This window comes from Guptibacillus sedimenti, assembly GCF_028610665.1.
GTDB lineage: Bacteria > Bacillota > Bacilli > Bacillales > Guptibacillaceae > Guptibacillus > Guptibacillus sedimenti.
The window spans coordinates 1,441,764-1,462,823 of the sequence record NZ_JAQQWV010000001.1 but is presented as its reverse complement, the minus strand read 5'-3'; the positions used below and the strand labels follow the sequence as shown (position 1 = coordinate 1,462,823).

Here is a 21,060-nt window from a genome sequence, read left to right as displayed (position 1 = left end):
AAGAGTCTGCTAATCAAATAAAATCTTCTTCAATTCATAATAAGTAACGATTTCAGGGACTTTACCCTCAAGATGCTGATCAACCTTTTCGTTTCGAGAATTGAAATAAATTACATCAAAGCCTGCTTTTAATGCAGGTTTAATGTCATGTTCAAAGGTGTCGCCTATGTATAAATATCGACCAGTACTACCTAAAACGTAGTGAAAGATAGAAGTTTCGGGTTTTTCCAACCCTACAACTTCTGAAATATAGATGTTTTCTCGAGGGATCCACTGTAACAGTTGTAACGCTTCAATCTTTGCTGTTTGGGTTTCCTCCTCACCGTTCGTAATGATGCCTAGTTCAACCCCTCTATTTTTCAGTAATGATAATATAGAATCACTTTCTGGATATAACTCAGCGAAAGAGGCCACTTTGGACTGATATTCTTCTTGAAAATCAATTGCCTCTTGTTCGGAGCATGTTAAATCAAAAAATTCATTCGTCTTACAAAAGCGATTAATCTGATAACGCTCTCTTGACCACTCTCCTTCTTCATAAAATCCCCAAAATTTATCACAGTTACATTTGAAAACAGTAAACCATTTATGAACTGGAAGAGATGATTTTTTCTTATGTAACATGTTTTCTGCACAATCCAAAATGGTTTTTTCAAAAGCTTTTTCATGATCGTACAGCGTATTATCTAAATCAAAATAGATGTGTGTCCATTTCACAAAATCGCCTCCAATCTGAGTAGGATCAAATCTTTACTTTCTTATCATGGTTCTTATTTTACTCTTTTCTATTTTTAGAAGAAAGGAAAAACCTCCACCTTTAAAGGTAGAGGTTAGGATAAAAACGAGCTAAAAAGTTTGTTTCGTAAACCAGGAAATTTTAATGAATTGCCTACGATGAAGCGTCTAATTACCGCCACACCTAATAGTCCATTTAATAAACGATAGCGATATTCATAAATGACCACGACTAAAGATAAAAGAACGAGTACTTTCGTTATTTTCATCATACGCCTCCTGAAACTGTACTATACCTCTACTGTTTGCAGGTAATGGCGTTTTTATCCATAGTTCCTATCCAAGCTTCTTATTATTCGAGTAGCCCAATATTATTGTAAATAATGGAGATAACCAAAGGAAGATGGCAAATGGAAGATAGCTCATTACCGGTACACCTAGCGTATCTGCAAAAAAGGCTCCCGAAACACCCCAGGGAATTAATGGATTTATTAATGTTCCAGCATCTTCAAGTGTGCGGGAAAGGTATTTACGATCTACTCCTGCTTTGTCATAAAAAGGCTCAAACGTTTGCCCTGGAAGTAAAATTGACAAATACTGCTCACCCGTTAATAAATTCACCCCAATGGCTGAGGTCGCCGTCGCAGAAATTAAATGCCCTCGCCTGTTTAGCAGCTTTGTTAAACCGCTCATGAGCGATTGAATTATGCCCATAGCTTGAAGTACACCACCAAGTGCAAGTGCTAAAATAATAAGGGACACGCTCCACATCATGGATTGTAGTCCACCTCTATTTATAATTCCATTTACGAGCTCACTGGACGTTTCACTCGCAAAACCATTTTGCATAGTTCCTATGATCAAGGAGGCTGAATAAACGCCTTGTGTTACCATTGCAACAATAATCCCTGCAAGTAACCCTGCAAATAAAGTAACGAGAACCGGCACTCTTTTAACTGCAAGTATAAGCACAAGGAGTGGTGGGACTAACGTCCATAGCGATATATGAAACTCGCTTTTTAGAACCACCATTGCGTTGTTTAGATCCTCCGGATCAACAGAAGAAGATAAGTTTTTACTCATAATAAAAAAGAAAATAACCGTTAAGATAATCGCTGGAATTGTTGTTCGCATCATGTGTCGAATATGCGTAAACAAATCTACTTTTGCCACTGCAGGTGCGAAGTTAGTTGTATCAGAAAGAGGAGACATTTTATCACCAAAACATGCACCAGAAATAACAGCTCCTGCTGCTAGCGCGGGACTTACTCCCATTGCAGCACCAATCCCCATCATCGCAACTCCAATTGTACCTATCGTTGTAAAAGAGCTCCCCGTAAAGGTTGATACGATAATTGTAACAATTAACGCACTTATTAAGAACCATTCAGGTTGTATAAATTGAAGTCCTCCATACAATAATGTTGGTACCGTTCCACTTTGCATCCAGACAGCAATCATCATACCAACGACAAAAAGTATTAAAATCGGTTTTAACCCCGTTGTAATGCTCTCTAAAAGAGCCTTCTCAATTGCCTCCCACTTCATACCGAGTAAAAGTCCCATTATTCCCATGCCAACTACGCCCGCAAGGAGAGGAATATGAGGCTCCACCTTTAACCCAATAATACTAAATAACATCCAACTCATTAGTAAACCAATAACAACAAGCGCGATTGGAAATGATACTTTTTTCATTTTCTTTCTCTCCCTTAATCTATGTGTTCTTATCGATTAGTTTTGCTCTATCTGTATTTTTCCATTAAAAAAAGCCCTTCTTTAATTGAAGGGACGAAGTTCTTCGCGGTACCACCCTTATTGACAACATTAGCTGCCCACTTATCTCCCTTTTAACGGCGGGGATGCCGCGTACTAGTTCATCAGATGTAATTTCACTTCTAGACGCTCTGGTTTACAGCAACCACCAGATCTCTTCTGCTGCTCTTCTAAAGAAGTTACTTGTCTGAATCTTCACTTTTGTACTTTTATGCTTTTGTGCGTTTAAGTAACATCGTTATTTTATACTTGAATCCATACTTCTGTCAAGAAAATGAGGGATGTAAAAAAGCACCAGCCATGTGGCTGATGCTTTTTTTACATTCCAATATATCTTGCATAAAGTGCTTTTGCTCTTCCGCTATCTTCTGTTCCTTGAACAAGAACCCGACCGTCTGGAAATAACACAAGCCTCTCCCCTTCTTCCAACTGAGCTTTAAGTAGGAAAGGAGTTTTCTTTACTTTTGTCGTTTTTTCAAGTTTTTCTGCCCATTCTTTTAGATCAAAATGACTTTCAAGCTGAATCTGAATCGTTTCTCTCCCACATAAAGAGGTTATATCCTGCATTACTCCTGTCTTTAAAGAAGGATACTCGTTCGTTTGACAAGTTGGACAATCTTTCTTTGGAGAAGCAAACTTCATAGCATAACTGTGATTCTGCCAAATATCCATAGTCAGTAGACTACGATGGAGCTTTTCATGATCTCCTGCTATATATTTCATAATTTCAGTCACTTGATACGATGCGATAATATCTACAATCGGAGAGATAACACCGATCGTATCACACGTTTCACCTGTCGTTCCTTCTCCTCCCTGAATAAAGCACCGTAGGCAAGGAGTTTCATCTGGGACAAATAGAGCTGTCATCCCCCTCGAACTAACAGCTCCCCCATAAACAAATGGAATTTTATTTTTAAAACAAGCATCATTTAGAAGAAATCGCGTCGAAAAGTTATCCGTACCGTCCATTACAAAATCCATACTGTCAATAAATTCAGTAATGTTACTTGGATTTACGTCGGCTGTAATGGCTTCGATTTCAACAGCGGAATTCATTTTTGTTAATTTATTTTTAGCAGCAACTGTTTTAGGTAATGCCGCTGCAACATCCTCTTCGTCAAATAGCATCTGTCTTTGAAGGTTACTTTTTTCTACATAATCTCGATCGACTATTCTTATGTAGCCGAAGCCTGCTCGAACAAGATGATTCGCTATAGCAGTGCCGAGCGCACCCATTCCGACAATAAGAGCTCGCGACTGACTGAATTTCTTTTGTCCAACCTCGCCGATAGGAGAAAAAAGCATTTGTCTAGAATATCTTTTAAAGTCATCCATTTAATCTATCTCCCCTTGAACAAGTTTAAATTCTTCACGTGTATTTACATTTAAAAATTGTCTTTCTCGATTTTCAACTTCTACAAAATGGACATCAATTGATTGGAGAAGATCATTCATTCTTCTTTTCCCTGATATGAGTAGTTCTTCGATAACAGGCTGACATGAAGAATGATAAAGAGCACAAAGAGGTTGGCGCCTTCCTGAACTGACAGGTATAATAGCCATTGCATCGCGATGAATTAATTGCTCTTCTATTAAAAGCGAAAATAAACCATCTGTTACAAACGGCATATCACAAGCTACGGTAAGATAATAATCCCCGTTCGATTGATTTATCCCAGAATAGATCCCTGCTAACGGACCCATCCCCTCGAAAGCTTCCTCATCTTTTATTACTCTTATATTTTCAGCTACCTGCATGTTAAACTGCTTTAATAAATTCATTTTGGTTACGATCATGGCTTCATCTACTACAGGATGAAGCTGATTTAACACCACTTGATAAAATGGTTTGTCACAATAAGTAGCAAATGCTTTTGGAGACCCAAATCTTCGAGACTCCCCTCCTGCTAGCAATATACCAGTTATTTTCATAACAACGCTGCACCTCCAACGAGTGCGCCAATAATAGACGAGACGAAATTGACTACATCATTATTCAAGCCTTTTAAGCCTTTTATTTTGTCGGTCTTATTTTCACAATGAATATGGCGCTCGGTTTTTGTTCCACACCTTTGGCATTGAAACTCTTCTTGCAAGGTTGCTCCAAATAACGTATCGCTTAAACAACCGACAAAGCCTGCGAGCGTAACAAAGGCTATTGCTTGAAAAGATAAGTCAAAAACGAAAGCACCAACAACACCAATTAAACCCGCTCCTAGAATAGATGCTAATAAACCAAGCATACTAACTGCTCCAGAAGTGCCTGGTTGAACGAATTTCAATGTTTTTATATGAAGCGGTCTTCGCGCCGATAGAACGCCAAGTTCAGATGCCCAGGTATCAGAATTAGAAGTTGCAATCGCTCCTAGAAAAAGTAACAACCATGCTTCTCCAGGGGAAATAACCATCATTACTCCAGCAAAGGCGGCGATCCCACCGTTAGCAAGGACCTGATATTCATCTCTTGACGAACCTTTCTCTACAATTTCTTCTACGTTATCTTTCAACTCCGTTTTATACTTACTCCAAATCGTTGAAGATAGAAAAAAGAGACCGAGAAGCAAAAGCCCTTTCCATGCAAAACCAAGTGCAATGGCGCACCCTATTCCTGTAGCAGCAACTGCTCCTCTTTTCGAAAGGGCTTTAGCTTTGTAACCTAGAAAACCTGTCAAAGCACATATAAAAAAATAAATACTCATTTAACGTTAACAATCTGTTCATCCGTGATTATTGCCTCTACAGGCAAATCAAACGTTTCGGTTGGCACATTTTCGACAACTTGAAATTGGTAAGCAAGCGAAACGGTTGAGTTTGAATAGTTCTTCAAATAGCGATCATAGTAGCCACCACCAAAACCAATTCTAAACCCATTTCGATCAAAAATGAGGCCTGGTACAAGCAAAAGTTCTATTTCGTCAGGAGGACACATTTCTGTTTTTTCGGGACGTGGTTCTTCTAGACCAAAATATACTATTTCTAATTGATCCCATTCCGTTAAATAATAAAAAGTCATCTGTTTGGTTTTTGGATTACACTTCGGTACTGCTACTCTTTTCCCTTCACTCCATGCTCGTTCTATAATTTTTTTTGTATTTATTTCACCTTTCATTGCCACCGTTAAGCCGATCGTTTCTGCATTTGTGTACGGTTTATATGTATATAGACGATCAAGTATTTGTTGATCAAGCTTCCCTTTATCAGCAGCAGTTATTTCTTTTAATTTTATTTTCATATTTGTTCGCCACTCGTGTTTTGATTGCATCATCATTCCTCCTACTTTTCTTACTTACTAGTTTACGGGAAAATGAGCAAATAAAAAAGCAGTAGGATAACCTACTGCTTACTTTGTTTCGCGATGTAACGTCTGCTTTTTAAGTCTTGGGCTGTATTTTTTAAGTTCAAGACGATCAGGGTTAGTACGTTTGTTCTTCGTCGTGATGTAGTTACGATCGCCTGTTTCAGTGCAAGCCAATGTAATTTGTACGCGCATGAATATCCCTCCAAATCCTATCAAACTGTTCATTTAACAACATACTTTATTATGATAACAAACAAATCTCATTCAATCAAGTTGTTTTTGTTGTGGAAAGTGCTTCATACTTTTCAAGGTAATCTTTCACAACATCCACAAACGTAGCATGCGACCATGTTAAGGGCGCTACTGATAATGGTTTTCCTGTATACGGATGTACCTGCTCTGGTAGTATACCACTTGAAAGAGCCTGTTTATATACCCAATCTATGTGATGTTTCGCATCACGTAATTGTTTCAGGGTTTGGGCACGGGAAATTTTCCATTTAGCGATCCACAGAGTACAAATTACCCAAGGATTACCGGGTACTTCTTCAACATTTTGCGATTGTTGAAAATAATAATCGCTAACATAACGCGCTACGCCGCCAATGCTCGTTTTTACAGAAAGTCTTTTTTCAATCTCTTCCATCGTTCGAACCATACGAGGATCATTAGCAGGAAAAACCCCAAATGCAAATAATCCAAATAGGCTGCTTTCGATTGTATAATCTTTCGTTATTTCACCTGTTTCATTATTTCGATAAAGCCCCCTTAAGAAGCAGGAACGTGTTTCGTCATAGAGATGTTCCTCTATCCCCTTTTTAATCCGCTCTGCCCCTTTATAATAGCTCTCAGCACGATCATCTTCTCCGAACAACCTTGCAAACGAATGAGCAGCCATAAGACCACCATAGCAAGCGGACGCTGTAAAACTAAAAACACCAAACCTTTCTTCCCAAAGATCATAAGAAGGAAGTGGCAGGTCGAGGGTTTCATCCATAAATTGCAACAGAAATTTTGCACCAGGTCGAACTAAAAACTTATAAAGCGATTGAGCAAATTCAATATCACCTGTTGATTGGTAATGTTCCCAGAACGCCCAGAGAACAAGAGCCGTTTCATCCTCTTGTATCGGAAGCTGAGTTTTCTTTAAACGATCGACATAAGGATGCCAGCTCGACCCTACAGAGCCATCAGGATTGTATTTATGATGTAAATACCCTTCTTTTGAAAGAAGTTCTGCACAGCAGCGATAAAAGTTTGTAACCATTCCATGATACCCTGCTTTAGACATGGCAGAAGCAATTAGCGCACCATCTCTAGGCCACATATAGCTATAGTGATCGCGGTTATAATGCAAAATATCTGAGTCATTCGCTGCGATAATCGTACCATTTTGATTTGTTTGCGTTCGCACAATTAATAGACTTCTTTTATAAAGAGATAGGATATTAGGACCTAAATCAGTCTCCGGAAGCACGGATTTGTTTACCCATCGATTCCAATACATACGAATTTTTTCAACCGTTAATTGAGTACCAATCTCGCTCACATATTCATGAATGCTACTGACTTCTTCTTTAGTTCTACCTACTGTCATCCAGTAATAAGCTGTTTTTTGTTGATGCGGTTCCAACTTTGTCTCGAGTGAAAAAGTACTATCAACTGAACCTTGCGCAATTGGATTAACGTGTAAATGACCATCTTCAGCATCACGCCACGTGCCTTCAGCAGCCTGAAATCGCTTTACTCCTGTCGTGTACTGTTCAATTCCCTCTCCATCTAGCTCGCCATTGAACAGAAAATACCTGTAGCGTTTATAATGAATCACAGACTTTGTATCTGGACAAAAGTAAGCTGTGTCGCCTACTTCTGTTTCATAAATATTTAAATCTTGATGAAAAAATAGTCTTACATCGCGACTTTGATTTTCTAAATTAACAATCGTAATTTTACGAATCATTAGCATTTCACGTTGATGTACGCCTTCTTCAAAAACCAGTTTAATTCCAAGATGAGGATGTACCGCAGTACTATACGTCACGAGCGTATCCTGATCATAATTTGGCTGGATATCCCATTCCGATGAGTGGAGCCATGAAAACTTCCCATCTACCCAAACCCCGATTCGATTTGCATGACCCTGAACGTGATTCTGCTGACCTACATAAGGGTAATAAATATCTCGAATTTGTAGAAATTGATCCATATTGATAAGCAGTTGACCGTTTCCAATGACTAAATGTCTTGGCATTTTGCTCCCCCCTATCCATCTCCTACACTAGTCTATTGCAGAAGTGGACAGGTCATTACTTAACCTTTCTAAATAGATTAAAAAACCACACTCATTTTTAGAGTGTGGTTTTTTGATTAAGCATTTAAGTCGTAGCGCTTCCCCTTCACAACGTAGATCACGCTTTCTGAAATATTTGTGCAATGGTCTCCAATACGTTCTACATAGCGGCAGATAAAAGAAAGCTGTTGAATTTGGCTAACACTTTCAGGATGTTCTGTCATCAACTCAAGTAGTTCTTTTACCAGACGTCCGTACATGTTATCAATTTCATCATCAGCATCCGCCACAGCCATTGCCTGATTCACATCTTCATCATAAAAGGAAGCAAGTACTTCCTTTAACATATTATTCGCTTTTTGAGCTAATGCTGGAATTTCTTCAATCGGTTTAACAAAAGGTTTGTCCCCGATTCGAATAATTGACTTAGCAATATTAACAGCAAGATCGCCAACGCGCTCAACATCCGTTGTTATTTTCAATGCAGAAATAAGTCTTCTTAGATCAGTTGCAAGCGGCTGCTCTTTCGCAATTAACCAAATCGCTGTTTCATTAATTTCTTCCTCAAGGCGGTTAATTTTATAATCATTATCAATGATTTCAAGTGCTTTATCAACATCCTGATTCTTTAATGCAGTAATCGCATCGTCAACCGCCACCTGCGCTAAAGAGCCTAGCTCAAGAAGCTTAGTTTTTATTTCATCTAATTGTTCTTGGAAATTTTCTCTCACTACCATAAATGCTCACCCCCGAAATAATTAACCGAAACGGCCTGTAATATAGTCTTCTGTTCGCTTATCTGTAGGATTAGAGAATAACTGGTTCGTATCAGAAAACTCTACGACTTCACCGTTTAAGAAAAAGGCCGTTTTATCAGAGATACGAGCTGCTTGTTGCATGTTGTGCGTTACGATAATAATACTGAAATCTTTCTTTAATTCTTGAACAAGTTCTTCTACTTTAAGAGTAGAGATTGGGTCAAGCGCAGATGTTGGCTCATCCATCAAGATAACATCAGGCTCAATTGCTAGACAGCGAGCGATACAAAGGCGCTGTTGCTGACCACCAGATAAACCGTAAGCATTTTCGCTAAGACGATCTTTTACTTCTTCCCAAAGCGCTGCACCTTTTAAGCTTTTTTCGACAATTTCATCAAGTACTTTTTTGTTTTTAATGCCGTGAATTTTGGGACCATAAACGACATTTTCATAGATTGATTTTGGAAATGGATTCGGCTTTTGGAAAACCATTCCAACTTTTGTACGCAAATCTTCTACTTTGTATTTGTTCTCAAAAATGTTTTTCCCACGATAGTTAATATCACCAGACATTTTTACAATTGGCACCATTTCAACCATTCTATTAAGAGCTTTAATAAACGTGGATTTACCACAACCGGATGGCCCGATAATTGCTGTTACCTGTTTTTCTGGAATTTCGAATTTAATATCTTTTAGAGCCTGGTCTTTTCCGTACCATAAATTAAAATTTTGAATGCTATATACAGAATCTTTTTCTTTTGTCTGTTCTTCTGACCGCGGAGCTTTTACGACTTTCTTTTCATCCATAACTGTTTTCATTTTCAAAATCCCCTTTACTCATTGATGAGAGTTTTACGTAGCTACAGTCTTTTAGAAAACTTATTTCGAATTAAGACAGCAATTGAATTCATAATGAGCAACATCGCAAGAAGAACGATAATTCCAGCTGCTGCAACATCATGGAACTCTGTCTGAGGTCGACTTGTCCAGTTGAAAATTTGGATTGGCATAACGGTGAAGCCGGACAAGAAATTCTCAGGCAAGTAAGCTACAAACGTTAATGCACCAATCATAAGAAGTGGCGCTGTTTCACCGATTGCGCGTGATAGCGCAAGAATTCCTCCTGTTAAAATCCCAGGGATCGCAGCTGGTAATACAACCTTTTTGATTGTTTGCCATTTCGTAGCACCCATGGCATAAGAAGCCTCTCGAAGCTCTTTTGGAACCGAACGTACAGCTTCTTGAGCAGCAACAACGATTATTGGCAAAATTAATAAACTCATCGTTAAACCACCGGCTAGAACACTGCGCCCCATTTCCAACATCCGAACAAATACAGTAAGTCCAAGTAAACCAAAAACGATCGAGGGCACACCTGCTAAATTTGAAATATTTATTTGAATAAACGTTGTAAACTTATTTTTCTTTGCATATTCTTCAAGATAAATCGCGGTTCCAACTCCAATTGTAAGTGCCACCGGAGCTATTACTGCCATCATCCATAAAGTACCGAAAAACGCTGCTTTAATCCCTGCTTTTTCAGGGAAACGAGACGCGAAATTTTGAAAGAACTCAAGATTTAAGTAACCAATTCCTTGAGTGAATATCCGATATAACAAGATAACAAGCACTACGAGTGCTAGCATTGTTGCACCAAAGAAGATTCCTTTAAGAATCTTATTTTGTGCTAATCTGGTTTGCATTTTACTTTTTACTTTTGCCTGATCTACTAATTGCATTAGTATTCCTCCCTGAATCTACGAGAAATATATTGCGCGATAAGGTTCATGATAAGTGTGAAAAGGAAGAGCGTCATCCCAACAGCATAAATGCTGTAGTAAATTGTTGTTCCATAACCAGCATCCCCCAGACTTACCTGCACAATATAAGATGTCATTGTCTGTATAGACTCCGTTACATCTAGAGTAAGTTTTGGTGTTGCACCACCTGCGACTGTTACGATCATTGTTTCACCGATTGCTCTTGAAATCGCAAGTACAAAGGATGCAATAATCCCTGATAATGCAGCTGGTAGAACTACTTTCACAGCAACCTCAAATCGTGTAGCGCCAAGTCCGAGTGCACCTTCTCGAATTGCGTTCGGTACAGAACTCATCGCATCCTCGGAGAGAGATGCAACCATAGGAATAATCATAATCCCTACAACGATACCGGGGCTCAATGCGTTGAAAATAGGAAGACTCGGAATAATATTTTGTAGAACTGGTGTAACAAAAGTTAAAGCAAAGAAACCATATACAATCGTAGGAATACCTGCTAATACTTCCAGAATCGGCTTAATGATTCTTCTAACGCTATCACTTGCATATTCACTCAAATAAATGGCTGCTGCTAATCCTAACGGAATGGCAACGAGCATGGCGATCCCGGTAATCATTAATGTTCCAGAAATCAGTGGCCAAATTCCATAATCAGGGTTGTCTCCAAAAAACGGGTACCAATCTTTATTCGTAAAGAATTCAATAATTGAAACACGGTTGAAAAACGTAATTGTTTCTACAATCAATGTAAAAACAATACCAAGCGTTGTTAATACAGAGATAATTGCACATAAAAGCAATAAGCCCGGTACAAGTTTCTCCATAAACTTCGCTCGTGATTGATTTTTCTCTTTTTTGTCTTTAATCATCTGACGAACAGAGCTTTGCATTTATTACTCCCCCTCACAAAGAGCAAAACAGGATAAAGTGAGGAGCCGTAACTCCTCACCAATCTGTTTCATTTTATTCTTACTTACCAGCGATTTCTTCTAGTTTGTTCATATCTTCTGTATACTTTTCTTCTGGAAGAGCTACATATCCAACTGCTTCTGCCATTTCACCAGCGTTTTCTAGTGCATATTTAGTGAAATCGTAAACTGCCGGGTTATCTTTTACAGCTGAATGCTTCACATACGTGAATAGTGGACGAGAAAGTGGTTCATAAGATCCGTCTTGAATAGTTTCTGCATTCGGCTCTACCGCTTCACCATCACCATTAACAATTGGAACAATGTTAAGGCTATCTTTGTTTTCTAGGTAGTAAGCATAACCGAAGAATGCCATACCGTTTTTAGAACCAGTTACACCATTTACAAGTACATTATCATCTTCAGAAAGTGTTGCTTCTTTCACCATTTGCTCATCTTCTAGTACTACTTCATTAAAGTAGTCATACGTTCCAGAATCTGTACCAGGGCTAAATAATTCGATTTTTTCTTCAGGCCATTCAGGGTTGACGTCGCTCCACATTGTTGCTTCACCTAACCAGATTTTCTTTAGGTCGTCAATTGTAAGCTGATCTACCCAATCATTCTCAGAGTTAACAACGATAGAAAGACCGTCTTTTGCAATTTCAAATTCTGTGAAGTCAATACCAGCTTCTTCAAGTGCAGCTGTTTCTTCTTCCTTGATTGGACGAGAAGCGTTACTCATGTCTGTTTCACCAGCAGAGAATTTCTCAAATCCACCACCAGAACCTGAAACACCTACACTAACTTTTACATCAGGTTGTACAGAAGCGTATTCTTCAGCAACTGCTTCCATAATTGGGAATACTGTAGAAGATCCGTCCATTAGAACTTCGCCAGATACTTCATCACCTGAAGCTTCTCCGCCGCTGTTTGTGTTACCAGAGTTATTTCCGCAAGCTGCTGCGAAAATCATTACCATCGACATAACTACCATAAGCATAATGCCTTTGAACTTCATGTTATTTCCCCCTAAATGGATGTTTGTACTTGTGACTAACCAGGTTGTTTGTGTACTGGCCTCTCAATCACAATTCTTAGAATACAGCCCAGATATTAATGTCGTATAAACCAATTGTAAAGAGATTGTAAATGCTTGTCGGAAAACGTTTTAATTTCTCTTTTTTTGGGGAAATGATAGATTTTTCCCTTCTATTAGCTTTAAATTACATTTCATCCAGGATGATTCTGTTGTTAATTTGTCCTTATAATATAAAAAAAAACCGCTTTTTCAGCGGTTTTTTTATTCTTGCTTATTCAGTTTCTTTTTCTTCATACCCAATTGGTTTCTTAGCTTCATCTTTCAGTTCAAAATAGGCATCAAGAATTCGACCACCTATTTTTTTGTTCACGGAACCAGAAGAAGAATCATTCACTTCTGGCACAACAACCGAAATCGCAACTTCTGGATTGTCATAAGGGGCATAGCCAACTAGAGTTAAATTATACCCATCTCCAATCTGAGCTGTCCCAGTCTTTCCAGCTGCTTGATAGTCATCACTTTGGAAGTAAGGATAGTGTGTGCCTGCAGTACCATTTTCAGTATTCATAACCATCCACATTCCCTTTTGGACATGAGCCACTTCTTCTTCACTCATTTTAATTTTGTTTAACACTTCCGGAGTATTTTGGAACAGAATCGTATCAGACAAACCATCTTTTTCAGAAGGTTCATGAACTTCTTTTAATAGATGGGGTTCAATACGATAACCTCCATTTGCAATTGTAGAAGTATATTGAGCCATTTGCATTGGTGTATACGTATCGTACTGTCCAATCGCAAAATCTAGAATTTTACCGAATTCACTTATCCCACCATTTAACCCTGAACTTTCGCCAGGCAAGTCAATTCCTGTTTTCACTCCTAAACCAAACTGAGAGAATGATTCTTTTAGCTCATTATAAGCTGCCGGGTCATAACCACTACTTTCATAAGGAGCGTAGTCATAATCAGCCATGCTCATCGCAATTTTCCACATATATACGTTTGAGGATCTTTGTAAAGCAACAAGATCTGAAATAGGTCCCATTGCATTAGCCGTATAAGATGACTTTTTACCTTCATCCTTAAAGTATAAGACTTCGTCTACAAGAGTTGTATTTGGATTAATTACTCCATACTGATAACCTGTTAAAACCGTTGCTCCTTTAACTGTTGATCCCATCGCATAAGAGTCTCCAATCACACCAAAAGTGCGATCTTTGAACTCGCCATTATTATATTCTTTCCCTGCAAACGACAAGATTTCCCCAGTATTTGGATCCATCATCACAACATAGCCTCTCGTTGCTCCATATTGCCTTGCATCGTTAAGCTCTTCATCAAGAATTTTCTCAACTTCTTTTTGAAGATCAATGTCTAATGAGAGTACCAAATCATTTCCTCTTTGTCCTTCAATCACTTTTGGCTCGCCTATTGGCTCACCTGATTTATCTGTGACGTAAGTTTGCTTTTCTTTTTGACCTTTAAGGTACTCTTCGTATTCTTTTTCAAGATAGCTAATGCCAACTTTGTCATTTCGCTCATAATCTCTTAATCCATAATAACTCAATTCATCTTTAGGAATAGGTCCGACTCTCCCAAAAATGGTTTGAAGGGTGTTTCCATAAGGATATTCTCTTGTGGCGTCTGCTTGTATCTCTATGCCTGGTAAAGAACCAAGATTTTCACTCACTTTAGCAATTTCATCTTCATTTAAACCGATTTTAATTGTCTGAGACGACAAAGCATAACCAGTGTCCATTGCTCTTTTTATAGCAGCAACTTCAAGCTCTTGTGGATTGTTTTTAATTTCTTCTAGATCTTTATCACTAATGCGTTCAATTTGTAGCTGATAAGCTTCACTAGACTCCATCTCTTCCCATTCTTTTTCGGTTAACTTCGCCTTCGCTTTTTCTGGATTCGTAACAATCCAATAATCTTTTAAATCTCGATCTATAACATCTTCAGTATCCATCTCAATATATTCAGCTAATTTTTGAGCTAGTTCAAGCCTTTCAGCTTGTTTTGTATTCTGTGTTCGAATATATGTAAGAGCAAACTGCGGATTATTATCTACAAGAACTCGTCCGTAACGGTCATACATTTTCCCACGAGGTGCAGTTGACTCTGCAGTCACGTTTTCAGTTTGTTCAGAAACACGCTCGTATTCTTCTCCATTTACAATCTGAATAACACCCAGTCGAAGAATTAAGGTAGAAAACAAAAGGAAAACCGATAAAAATAATATATTTAGTCTAAAAGGTACATGATTTTTCTTTTTCTTAGCTTTCACAATAAACTCCCTTCCCCTTAAACAAATATAGACACCTGTTTCAGACAGGTGTCTCTGATCTCTCTTCTCCTTACTATACTTAGTGATAATAAAAAAGTAAAGGGACTAATGAGCTATTGTAATGGGTCAGGAGACGGTTCTGTCACGGTTGCTGAAGTCGTTTGAAGTTTTCTTACGAATAGGTAAATAAACGTATGTCCCGCTCCAACAATTAATAACAAAATTGGAATACTTTTTTCATCGTTAAACAGCGACACTGTTAGTAGGAATAAAAGGATTGATACAATTCGACCCAGGTTTAAGTAAACCTCTCGAACAACAATATACTCAATACGCATTTCTGCAGCATTCCATGCTTTACCAATGACATCATAAGTTAGTGAAATGTACGGAACAAGAAGTAATGGATATGCAAGCGAGATACAAACACCGTACATTAACAATCGCGCAAATGTTAGGTCTGTTACAAGTAAGAATACCGATGCATAAAGAATCAGCCCCCCATATAAGATTGCTTTTTTTCGAAACCTTGGTTTTATTAGACGGGTCGCCAAGTAATACGCTAAAAAGGACACTGCCGAGTTTACAAGTCCGAATGTACCGATAGCAAGTTCACTTTCCGTCGTTATAAAAACAAGAACGACGATAATAAAAATAAAAGTACCTTCTCTTATCCCTTGAAAAAAATGCGCGTGCAATATATTGAGCCAATCGGCATTCGCTTTTCTTTCTTGGAAAATTCGGGTAAATGAAAAGTTGCCTTTCGCAGATCGCCTTTCAAGAAAGAAACTTAAGATGACGGCTGCAAAAAACAAGGATAGTGAAACTCCAAAAATCACCTTATACCCCGTAAATGCTTCGAGACTGGAAATAATCACACCCGCAAAAATCGGACCAATCATACCTGCAAAAGAAGTTAGTAAGCCGAGAAAACCATTAAAAAAATCCCTCGTTTCTGGCTCAGTAATTTCAAATGTTAACACATTAAACGCTAGCCAATAAAAGCCAAACCCAATTCCAAGTAAGGATCCAAGTAAGACTAATAAATGACTCGCATTTTGACCTAAAGAAAGAACCGTTATATAAAAGAGGGCTAGAAAAATGACGCCTATTCGTAAGACGATCACTCTATCCATTTTCTTCGCCCACCTGCCTGCAAGAATAAAGGTAAGTGGCTGGCTAATAACAGCGGAAAGGTTATATATACCGATATCAGCAAACTCTCCGGATTGCTTCCACAAATACACATTCACAAACGTATTTGAAAGTGCAATGCTCAGGGCATATAAACCACCGATTGTTAGCAATAACAACAGATCTTTTGTTACTTCTATCTCACCAATCATATGTTTTATCACTTTCATTAGAAACTCCCCTTTTTTCATCCACCCTTATTTTGACTTAATTCTTCCTCGTTATGCGGAAGAATCAAAAAGGATAAACTATGTTTGAAAGGGGACTATGTATGTATTACTTTTTATATCGAACAGATTATCTGACTAAACAGCTACGTAACCAACTAATTCAAAGCATTGAAACTGTAGTAAATGAGGATAAATGTTCTTTTTTCATTTCTAAGATGACGCACTATTTCCTTATTAGTTATCGAAATAAAGAAGTGTCAATCACCTTATCTGATCAACAACTACTTGTAGGTTCACCTACCGACTTCGAAAATGGTTGTGATTTCACCGATTATTTAATAAATCATATCCTTTATCAATTAGGACCTATTTATACACTGATTGAATGAGAAATGAAAAGCCCCCAGCAAAGTGCCGAGGGCTAAGATAACCTATTTTATTTAGCTGCTTCGTAACGCTTAGCAACTTCATCCCAATTAACGACATTCCAAAATGCGCTAATGTAATCAGGACGTTTGTTTTGATACTTCAGGTAATAAGCATGCTCCCAAACATCTAATCCAAGGATTGGTGTAACACCTTCCATAACTGGAGTATCCTGGTTAGGGGTGCTTGTTACTTCAAGCTCTCCGCCTTTTACTACAAGCCAAGCCCAGCCTGAGCCAAAGCGACCAGCAGCAGCGTTAGCGAAATCTTCTTTAAAGCTTTCAAAGCTACCAAATTTCTTTTTAAGTGCTTCGCTTAAATCACCTGACGGCTCTCCGCCACCGTTAGGGCTAAGAAGTTGCCAGAAAAGTGAGTGGTTAGCGTGTCCGCCACCATTGTTACGAACAGCAGTGCGAATGCCTTCAGGAAGCGCATCTAGATTGCCAAGAAGTTCTTCAAGGCTTTTTGATGCGTGTTCTTCATGACCTTCGAGTGCACCATTTAGTTTTGTTACGTATGCGTTATGGTGCTTGTCATGGTGGATCTTCATTGTTTCTTCATCGATGTGTGGTTCTAGTGCATTATAGTCGTAAGGTAGTTCTGGTAGTTCAAATTTAGCCATTGTGAATCTCCTCCTCAAATATAATATGTAACTTGCTGTTAGGGCAACGTAAATTGCCACTTAAACATGATGACGTCACAAGTTTACATTAGCAGAATTGTCATGCGTTTTCAAATAATAAACATTTGAATGTCCGCAACACAGGTAAAGTTTCCCCTCATTATATGGAATTAAACATTTTAAATAAAAAAATCACTAATTAACAGTGGGAACTAGTACACTTAAAACATAAAAAAACTCGTCATTAAATGACGAGTGGGATCTTTATTGAGTGGTGGCTCCGGACGGAATCGAACCGCCGACACGAGGATTTTCAGTCCTCTGCTCTACCGACTGAGCTACAGAGCCAAATATGTATATCGTGTATTGTACATTTACTTTTAATAGTAATAACACCTTGTTATGAGTTTAGGTTGCCCCTAGGGGACTCCGATTAAATTTTAGCTTCGAGGTTTAATCGACGTAGTCAGAATTTAAAATTGGTTGCACCAAAGGCACTACCATTAAATTCTTTCGAAGAAGTAAATTCGACGTAGTCAGAATTTAAAATTGGTTGCGGGGGCAGGATTTGAACCTGCGACCTTTGGGTTATGAGCCCAACGAGCTACCGAACTGCTCCACCCCGCGACGATATAAATGTAATAATGCTTAACCTGCTTCAATATGCTGTGCACTGTTTCTTCCTCTACAAGATTAAGCTTCGATGTGTATCCGTCGAAACAACTCGATGTTGGTTCTTGGAAGTAACGCTCGTTGCTCCACCCCGCGACAATTTGAATGTAAGATACTGTGTAACCCATTATAGAAAAATGGAGGAGGAAGAGGGATTCGAACCCCCGCGGGCGACTAAGCCCCTGTCGGTTTTCAAGACCGATCCCTTCAGCCAGACTTGGGTATTCCTCCGATATGCATATGGTGGACCCTGCAGGACTCGAACCTGCGACCGGACGGTTATGAGCCGTCAGCTCTAACCAGCTGAGCTAAGGGTCCTTATGTAAATAGTGGGGCGGCTGATGGGAATTGAACCCACGAATGCCGGAATCACAATCCGGTGCGTTAACCACTTCGCCACAACCGCCATGACTAGTTATACTTTAAATGATATGGTAGCGGCGGAGGGGATCGAACCCCCGACCTCACGGGTATGAACCGTACGCTCTAGCCAGCTGAGCTACACCGCCATATGGCTCCACAGGTAGGATTCGAACCTACGACCGATCGGTTAACAGCCGATAGCTCTACCACTGAGCTACTGTGGAATATCTCTTAACGACAAGAACTAATATACCATATGATCAATTAAAGCGTCAATGCTTTTTGTGAATTAAATTTCATCACTTTGCAAATCAATCATGAAAATACTATATCACTCTTTCATTTCACCATCAAGATCTACAAAACGTAGACCAAAAATACGGTAATCATGATGGCCTGAAGAACCCCTTTCATAACTGCCCCCCCAAGGAAACCAAGTAAAGATCCTACACCAACTTGCACAGACTCTTTAAATGGTTTTCGATGAATCGCTAACTCTGCTACCACCGCTCCAATAAATGGACCAAGAATAATTCCCGCAAATGGAATAATAAACGGGCCGACTAACAAACCGATCGTACTCCCCCAAATCGCCGCTTTAGAGCCTCCATACTTTTTAACACCAAACAAATTACTCGCATAATCTGCTGCAAATAATAAAAGCGTGAGCATTACCTGAATGATCCAGAAAGATAATGTCATTGAACCAAAATCATAAAATATACCGTACAAAATAAAACCAGTATAAATAAATAAGACCGCTGGAATAATTGGGTAAATCAATCCAACAAATGCGATAATAAATGAGGCAACGATTAAAGACCAAAATAAAATATCCATACCTTCTCTCTCCCCTCTAACTGTAATCTATTTTATAGTAAATAGTATTTTCCTTCTATATAATATATAAAATCCCTGTGAAAATAAAAAGAAGCAGAGGCAATCCTCTGCTTCTATCGTTTACTCTTCTCCAATAACGGCTTCTGCGATATTTACCGCATGATCACCAATACGCTCAAGGTTACTGATGATATCAACAAAAACGATTCCAGCACTTCCAGTACATTCACCTTCATTTAGGCGAAGGATATGCTGTTTACGAAGTGTTCGTTCCATTTTATCAATTTTATCTTCCAGTTTCACAACTTCCTGTGCCTTCGCTATATCCCACTTATCAAGTGAATCAAAGGCTTCATGAAGTGCAGAAAGGGTTAGATTGAACATTTCATCAAGGTCTTGCATAGCAACGTCAGTCATTTTTACTTTATTGCTGATTTGATAATCAACCAATTCAACAATATTTTCCATATGATCGCCAATACGCTCGATATCACGAACAGAGTCCATTAACATACCGTGACGTGTTGACTCATCACCTGACAGAGAAGTTGCGGATAGCTGAATAAGGTAGTCTGTAATCTTAGTATCTAAATTGTTAATGGCTTCTTCATATTGAGCGGTTTTTTCTGCGCTCTTCTGACCTTTAGATATTAAGTAGTTGGATGCTTCCTTAACACCTTTATAAGCAAATTCACTCATTCGAATTACTTCTTCTTTAGCCTGTCCTAAAGCGACAGAAGGAGAACGTTCGATGAATACTGGATCAAGATGCTTCGGTTTATATTCTATCGTTGCATCATCACCAGGAATAATTTTTGTTACAAGATAAGCAAGTCCAGCAATGAACGGGAATTGGATCACAGTATTCGTAATGTTAAAGATCCCGTGTCCAAATGCAATTGTCATTTCTGGTGTCAAATTTAACGAATCTCTAAGATACTCAATAAATGGTGTATAGGCGAACAAGAAAATTAAGAATATCGCCGTACCAATTAAATTAAAAATAACGTGAGTCAGCGCCGTGCGTCTAGCTGCAACAGAGGCACCGATCGAAGCAAGAACTGCTGTAATTGTTGTTCCAATGTTATCTCCAAACAGAACTGGTAATGCAGCTTGAATATCCATCGCATTCTGTGAATAAAGTCCTTGTAATACACCAATTGTAGCACTAGAACTTTGCACAATAACTGTAAATACCGTACCAATTACAACGCCTAATAACGGGTTTGAACTCATGCTCACTGTGAGTTCTTGGAAAGCCTCAAGACTTCTAAGTGGCTTCATTCCTGCACTCATTAATTCAAGTCCAAAGAATAACGCACCAAAACCAAAAACAATTTGCCCTGCGTAATTAATTTTCTTGTTTTTAAAGAAGAAAATTAATAGAGAACCAATAGCAATGATTGGTAGAGCGTAATCTTTAATAGGAAAACCAATAATAAATGCTGTAACAGTTGTTCCAATGTTAGCTCCCATTACAACACCAATCGCTTGCTTGAGAGTCATAAATCCTGCATTAACAAGACCGACTGTTAAAACCGTTGTCCCTGAACTACTTTGGATGAGAATCGTAACAATGATCCCGGCTAGCACACCCATAAATGGGTTCGTCGTAAAGCGATCAAGAATGTCTCTTAATCGATCACCTGCAGATCGTTGAAGGCCATCTCCCATATACTTTAGTCCAAACAGGAAAATACCAAGACCTCCCACAAACTGAAAGATCATCTCCTGAACGTTGAGTTCCATCATTTCAACCCCTTGCACTCATGTTTTATTTTTTTCGACAATACTCAACAAAGTCCCTTGTCTATTATCTACATCGCTCCCCTCTTTGTAAAGAGTTAATATAGAATTGTAATGATATTATGATGAAATCAATTTTG

General features: G+C 38.6%; 20 protein-coding genes, 7 tRNA genes and 1 other annotated feature. Of the genes, 1 reads left to right on the top strand and 26 read right to left on the bottom strand.

Annotated features, from left to right (window positions below; genetic code table 11):
• Positions 1-9: 9 nt before the first annotated feature.
• The 16 genes from PQ578_RS07180 to PQ578_RS07105 form a co-directional block, all read right to left on the bottom strand.
• Positions 10-717, bottom strand: a complete 708-nt coding sequence (locus PQ578_RS07180) for an HAD family hydrolase (RefSeq protein WP_273832814.1) — start codon at positions 715-717, stop codon at positions 10-12.
• A gap of 113 nt (positions 718-830) precedes the next feature.
• A complete protein-coding gene (locus PQ578_RS07175; protein WP_224884010.1) occupies positions 831-1,004 on the bottom strand; it encodes a hypothetical protein in 174 nt (57 codons plus the stop codon).
• A 67-nt stretch (positions 1,005-1,071) separates the two neighbouring features.
• A complete protein-coding gene (nhaC, locus tag PQ578_RS07170) occupies positions 1,072-2,433 on the bottom strand; it encodes a Na+/H+ antiporter NhaC (protein WP_273832812.1) in 1,362 nt (453 codons plus the stop codon).
• A gap of 86 nt (positions 2,434-2,519) precedes the next feature.
• Positions 2,520-2,716: a binding site (T-box leader), on the bottom strand.
• A 113-nt stretch (positions 2,717-2,829) separates the two neighbouring features.
• Entirely contained in the window at positions 2,830-3,849 is a 1,020-nt protein-coding gene (locus tag PQ578_RS07165) for a ThiF family adenylyltransferase (protein WP_273832810.1), read from the bottom strand.
• Positions 3,850-4,446: a molybdenum cofactor guanylyltransferase gene (gene mobA / locus PQ578_RS07160; RefSeq protein WP_273832807.1), complete on the bottom strand. Its 597-nt coding sequence runs from the start codon at positions 4,444-4,446 to the stop codon at positions 3,850-3,852.
• Complete coding sequence (locus tag PQ578_RS07155; protein WP_273832806.1) at positions 4,443-5,213, bottom strand: DUF92 domain-containing protein; 771 nt, start codon at positions 5,211-5,213, stop codon at positions 4,443-4,445. The genes mobA and PQ578_RS07155 overlap by 4 nt, the downstream gene beginning before the upstream one ends.
• Positions 5,210-5,776, bottom strand: a complete 567-nt coding sequence (locus PQ578_RS07150) for a 5-formyltetrahydrofolate cyclo-ligase (RefSeq protein WP_224884000.1) — start codon at positions 5,774-5,776, stop codon at positions 5,210-5,212. Before PQ578_RS07150 ends, PQ578_RS07155 begins: the two co-directional genes overlap by 4 nt.
• Before the next feature lie 78 nt (positions 5,777-5,854).
• Positions 5,855-6,004, bottom strand: a complete 150-nt coding sequence (rpmG, locus tag PQ578_RS07145) for a 50S ribosomal protein L33 (protein WP_048308894.1) — start codon at positions 6,002-6,004, stop codon at positions 5,855-5,857.
• A 76-nt stretch (positions 6,005-6,080) separates the two neighbouring features.
• Positions 6,081-8,063, bottom strand: coding sequence for a glycoside hydrolase family 15 protein (locus PQ578_RS07140; RefSeq protein ID WP_273832800.1), 1,983 nt, complete (start codon positions 8,061-8,063; stop codon positions 6,081-6,083).
• 116 nt (positions 8,064-8,179) lie between these two features.
• A complete protein-coding gene (gene phoU, locus PQ578_RS07135; protein WP_098444234.1) occupies positions 8,180-8,839 on the bottom strand; it encodes a phosphate signaling complex protein PhoU in 660 nt (219 codons plus the stop codon).
• Positions 8,840-8,860: 21 nt separating this feature from the next.
• Positions 8,861-9,682, bottom strand: a complete 822-nt coding sequence (gene pstB / locus PQ578_RS07130) for a phosphate ABC transporter ATP-binding protein PstB (protein WP_273832796.1) — start codon at positions 9,680-9,682, stop codon at positions 8,861-8,863.
• Between the two features lie 41 nt (positions 9,683-9,723).
• Positions 9,724-10,602, bottom strand: coding sequence for a phosphate ABC transporter permease PstA (pstA, locus tag PQ578_RS07125; protein WP_160918775.1), 879 nt, complete (start codon positions 10,600-10,602; stop codon positions 9,724-9,726).
• On the bottom strand, positions 10,602-11,534 hold the full coding sequence (pstC, locus tag PQ578_RS07120; RefSeq protein ID WP_098444237.1) for a phosphate ABC transporter permease subunit PstC: 933 nt from the start codon (positions 11,532-11,534) through the stop codon (positions 10,602-10,604). Before pstC ends, pstA begins: the two co-directional genes overlap by 1 nt.
• A gap of 79 nt (positions 11,535-11,613) precedes the next feature.
• A complete protein-coding gene (locus tag PQ578_RS07115; RefSeq protein ID WP_273832793.1) occupies positions 11,614-12,573 on the bottom strand; it encodes a PstS family phosphate ABC transporter substrate-binding protein in 960 nt (319 codons plus the stop codon).
• A 292-nt stretch (positions 12,574-12,865) separates the two neighbouring features.
• Positions 12,866-14,887 (bottom strand): peptidoglycan D,D-transpeptidase FtsI family protein, encoded by a 2,022-nt coding sequence (locus PQ578_RS07110; RefSeq protein ID WP_273832791.1) that lies wholly within the window; start codon positions 14,885-14,887, stop codon positions 12,866-12,868.
• A 113-nt stretch (positions 14,888-15,000) separates the two neighbouring features.
• Positions 15,001-16,251 (bottom strand): MFS transporter, encoded by a 1,251-nt coding sequence (locus tag PQ578_RS07105; protein ID WP_273832789.1) that lies wholly within the window; start codon positions 16,249-16,251, stop codon positions 15,001-15,003.
• Between the two features lie 101 nt (positions 16,252-16,352).
• Here PQ578_RS07105 and PQ578_RS07100 point away from each other — a divergent pair, with 101 nt between their 5' ends.
• Positions 16,353-16,640, top strand: coding sequence for a hypothetical protein (locus tag PQ578_RS07100; protein ID WP_273832787.1), 288 nt, complete (start codon positions 16,353-16,355; stop codon positions 16,638-16,640).
• Between the two features lie 47 nt (positions 16,641-16,687).
• Here the strand turns inward: PQ578_RS07100 and PQ578_RS07095 are convergent, their stop codons facing one another.
• The 10 genes from PQ578_RS07095 to PQ578_RS07050 all read right to left on the bottom strand — a co-directional run bounded on the left by PQ578_RS07095 (position 16,688) and on the right by PQ578_RS07050 (position 20,923).
• Positions 16,688-17,299, bottom strand: a complete 612-nt coding sequence (locus PQ578_RS07095) for a superoxide dismutase (protein ID WP_098444242.1) — start codon at positions 17,297-17,299, stop codon at positions 16,688-16,690.
• Between the two features lie 272 nt (positions 17,300-17,571).
• A tRNA-Phe gene (locus PQ578_RS07090) sits at positions 17,572-17,647 on the bottom strand.
• Positions 17,648-17,849: 202 nt separating this feature from the next.
• Positions 17,850-17,926 (bottom strand) — tRNA-Met (locus PQ578_RS07085).
• A gap of 183 nt (positions 17,927-18,109) precedes the next feature.
• Positions 18,110-18,202: transfer RNA gene (locus tag PQ578_RS07080), tRNA-Ser, on the bottom strand.
• A gap of 10 nt (positions 18,203-18,212) precedes the next feature.
• Positions 18,213-18,289: transfer RNA gene (locus PQ578_RS07075), tRNA-Ile, on the bottom strand.
• Positions 18,290-18,301: 12 nt separating this feature from the next.
• A tRNA-His gene (locus PQ578_RS07070) sits at positions 18,302-18,377 on the bottom strand.
• A gap of 26 nt (positions 18,378-18,403) precedes the next feature.
• A tRNA-Met gene (locus PQ578_RS07065) sits at positions 18,404-18,480 on the bottom strand.
• Between the two features lie 3 nt (positions 18,481-18,483).
• Positions 18,484-18,558, bottom strand: a tRNA-Asn gene (locus PQ578_RS07060).
• A 133-nt stretch (positions 18,559-18,691) separates the two neighbouring features.
• On the bottom strand, positions 18,692-19,174 hold the full coding sequence (locus tag PQ578_RS07055) for a DUF456 domain-containing protein (RefSeq protein ID WP_273832784.1): 483 nt from the start codon (positions 19,172-19,174) through the stop codon (positions 18,692-18,694).
• Between the two features lie 120 nt (positions 19,175-19,294).
• Complete coding sequence (locus PQ578_RS07050) at positions 19,295-20,923, bottom strand: Na/Pi cotransporter family protein (RefSeq protein ID WP_273832782.1); 1,629 nt, start codon at positions 20,921-20,923, stop codon at positions 19,295-19,297.
• Positions 20,924-21,060: the final 137 nt, after the last annotated feature.

Bases quoted from the DNA above. Each gene is read 5' to 3' on its own strand.
- PQ578_RS07175 (WP_224884010.1), bottom strand. From the start codon at position 1,004: ATGAAAATAACGAAAGTACTCGTTCTTTTATCTTTAGTCGTGGTCATT.
- nhaC (WP_273832812.1), bottom strand. From the start codon at position 2,433: ATGAAAAAAGTATCATTTCCAATCGCGCTTGTTGTTATTGGTTTACTA.
- PQ578_RS07165 (WP_273832810.1), bottom strand. From the start codon at position 3,849: ATGGATGACTTTAAAAGATATTCTAGACAAATGCTTTTTTCTCCTATC.
- mobA (WP_273832807.1), bottom strand. From the start codon at position 4,446: ATGAAAATAACTGGTATATTGCTAGCAGGAGGGGAGTCTCGAAGATTT.
- PQ578_RS07155 (WP_273832806.1), bottom strand. From the start codon at position 5,213: ATGAGTATTTATTTTTTTATATGTGCTTTGACAGGTTTTCTAGGTTAC.
- PQ578_RS07150 (WP_224884000.1), bottom strand. From the start codon at position 5,776: ATGCAATCAAAACACGAGTGGCGAACAAATATGAAAATAAAATTAAAA.
- rpmG (WP_048308894.1), bottom strand. From the start codon at position 6,004: ATGCGCGTACAAATTACATTGGCTTGCACTGAAACAGGCGATCGTAAC.
- PQ578_RS07140 (WP_273832800.1), bottom strand. From the start codon at position 8,063: ATGCCAAGACATTTAGTCATTGGAAACGGTCAACTGCTTATCAATATG.
- phoU (WP_098444234.1), bottom strand. From the start codon at position 8,839: ATGGTAGTGAGAGAAAATTTCCAAGAACAATTAGATGAAATAAAAACT.
- pstB (WP_273832796.1), bottom strand. From the start codon at position 9,682: ATGAAAACAGTTATGGATGAAAAGAAAGTCGTAAAAGCTCCGCGGTCA.
- pstA (WP_160918775.1), bottom strand. From the start codon at position 10,602: ATGCAATTAGTAGATCAGGCAAAAGTAAAAAGTAAAATGCAAACCAGA.
- pstC (WP_098444237.1), bottom strand. From the start codon at position 11,534: ATGCAAAGCTCTGTTCGTCAGATGATTAAAGACAAAAAAGAGAAAAAT.
- PQ578_RS07115 (WP_273832793.1), bottom strand. From the start codon at position 12,573: ATGAAGTTCAAAGGCATTATGCTTATGGTAGTTATGTCGATGGTAATG.
- PQ578_RS07105 (WP_273832789.1), bottom strand. From the start codon at position 16,251: ATGAAAGTGATAAAACATATGATTGGTGAGATAGAAGTAACAAAAGAT.
- PQ578_RS07100 (WP_273832787.1), top strand. From the start codon at position 16,353: ATGTATTACTTTTTATATCGAACAGATTATCTGACTAAACAGCTACGT.
- PQ578_RS07095 (WP_098444242.1), bottom strand. From the start codon at position 17,299: ATGGCTAAATTTGAACTACCAGAACTACCTTACGACTATAATGCACTA.
- PQ578_RS07055 (WP_273832784.1), bottom strand. From the start codon at position 19,174: ATGGATATTTTATTTTGGTCTTTAATCGTTGCCTCATTTATTATCGCA.
- PQ578_RS07050 (WP_273832782.1), bottom strand. From the start codon at position 20,923: ATGGAACTCAACGTTCAGGAGATGATCTTTCAGTTTGTGGGAGGTCTT.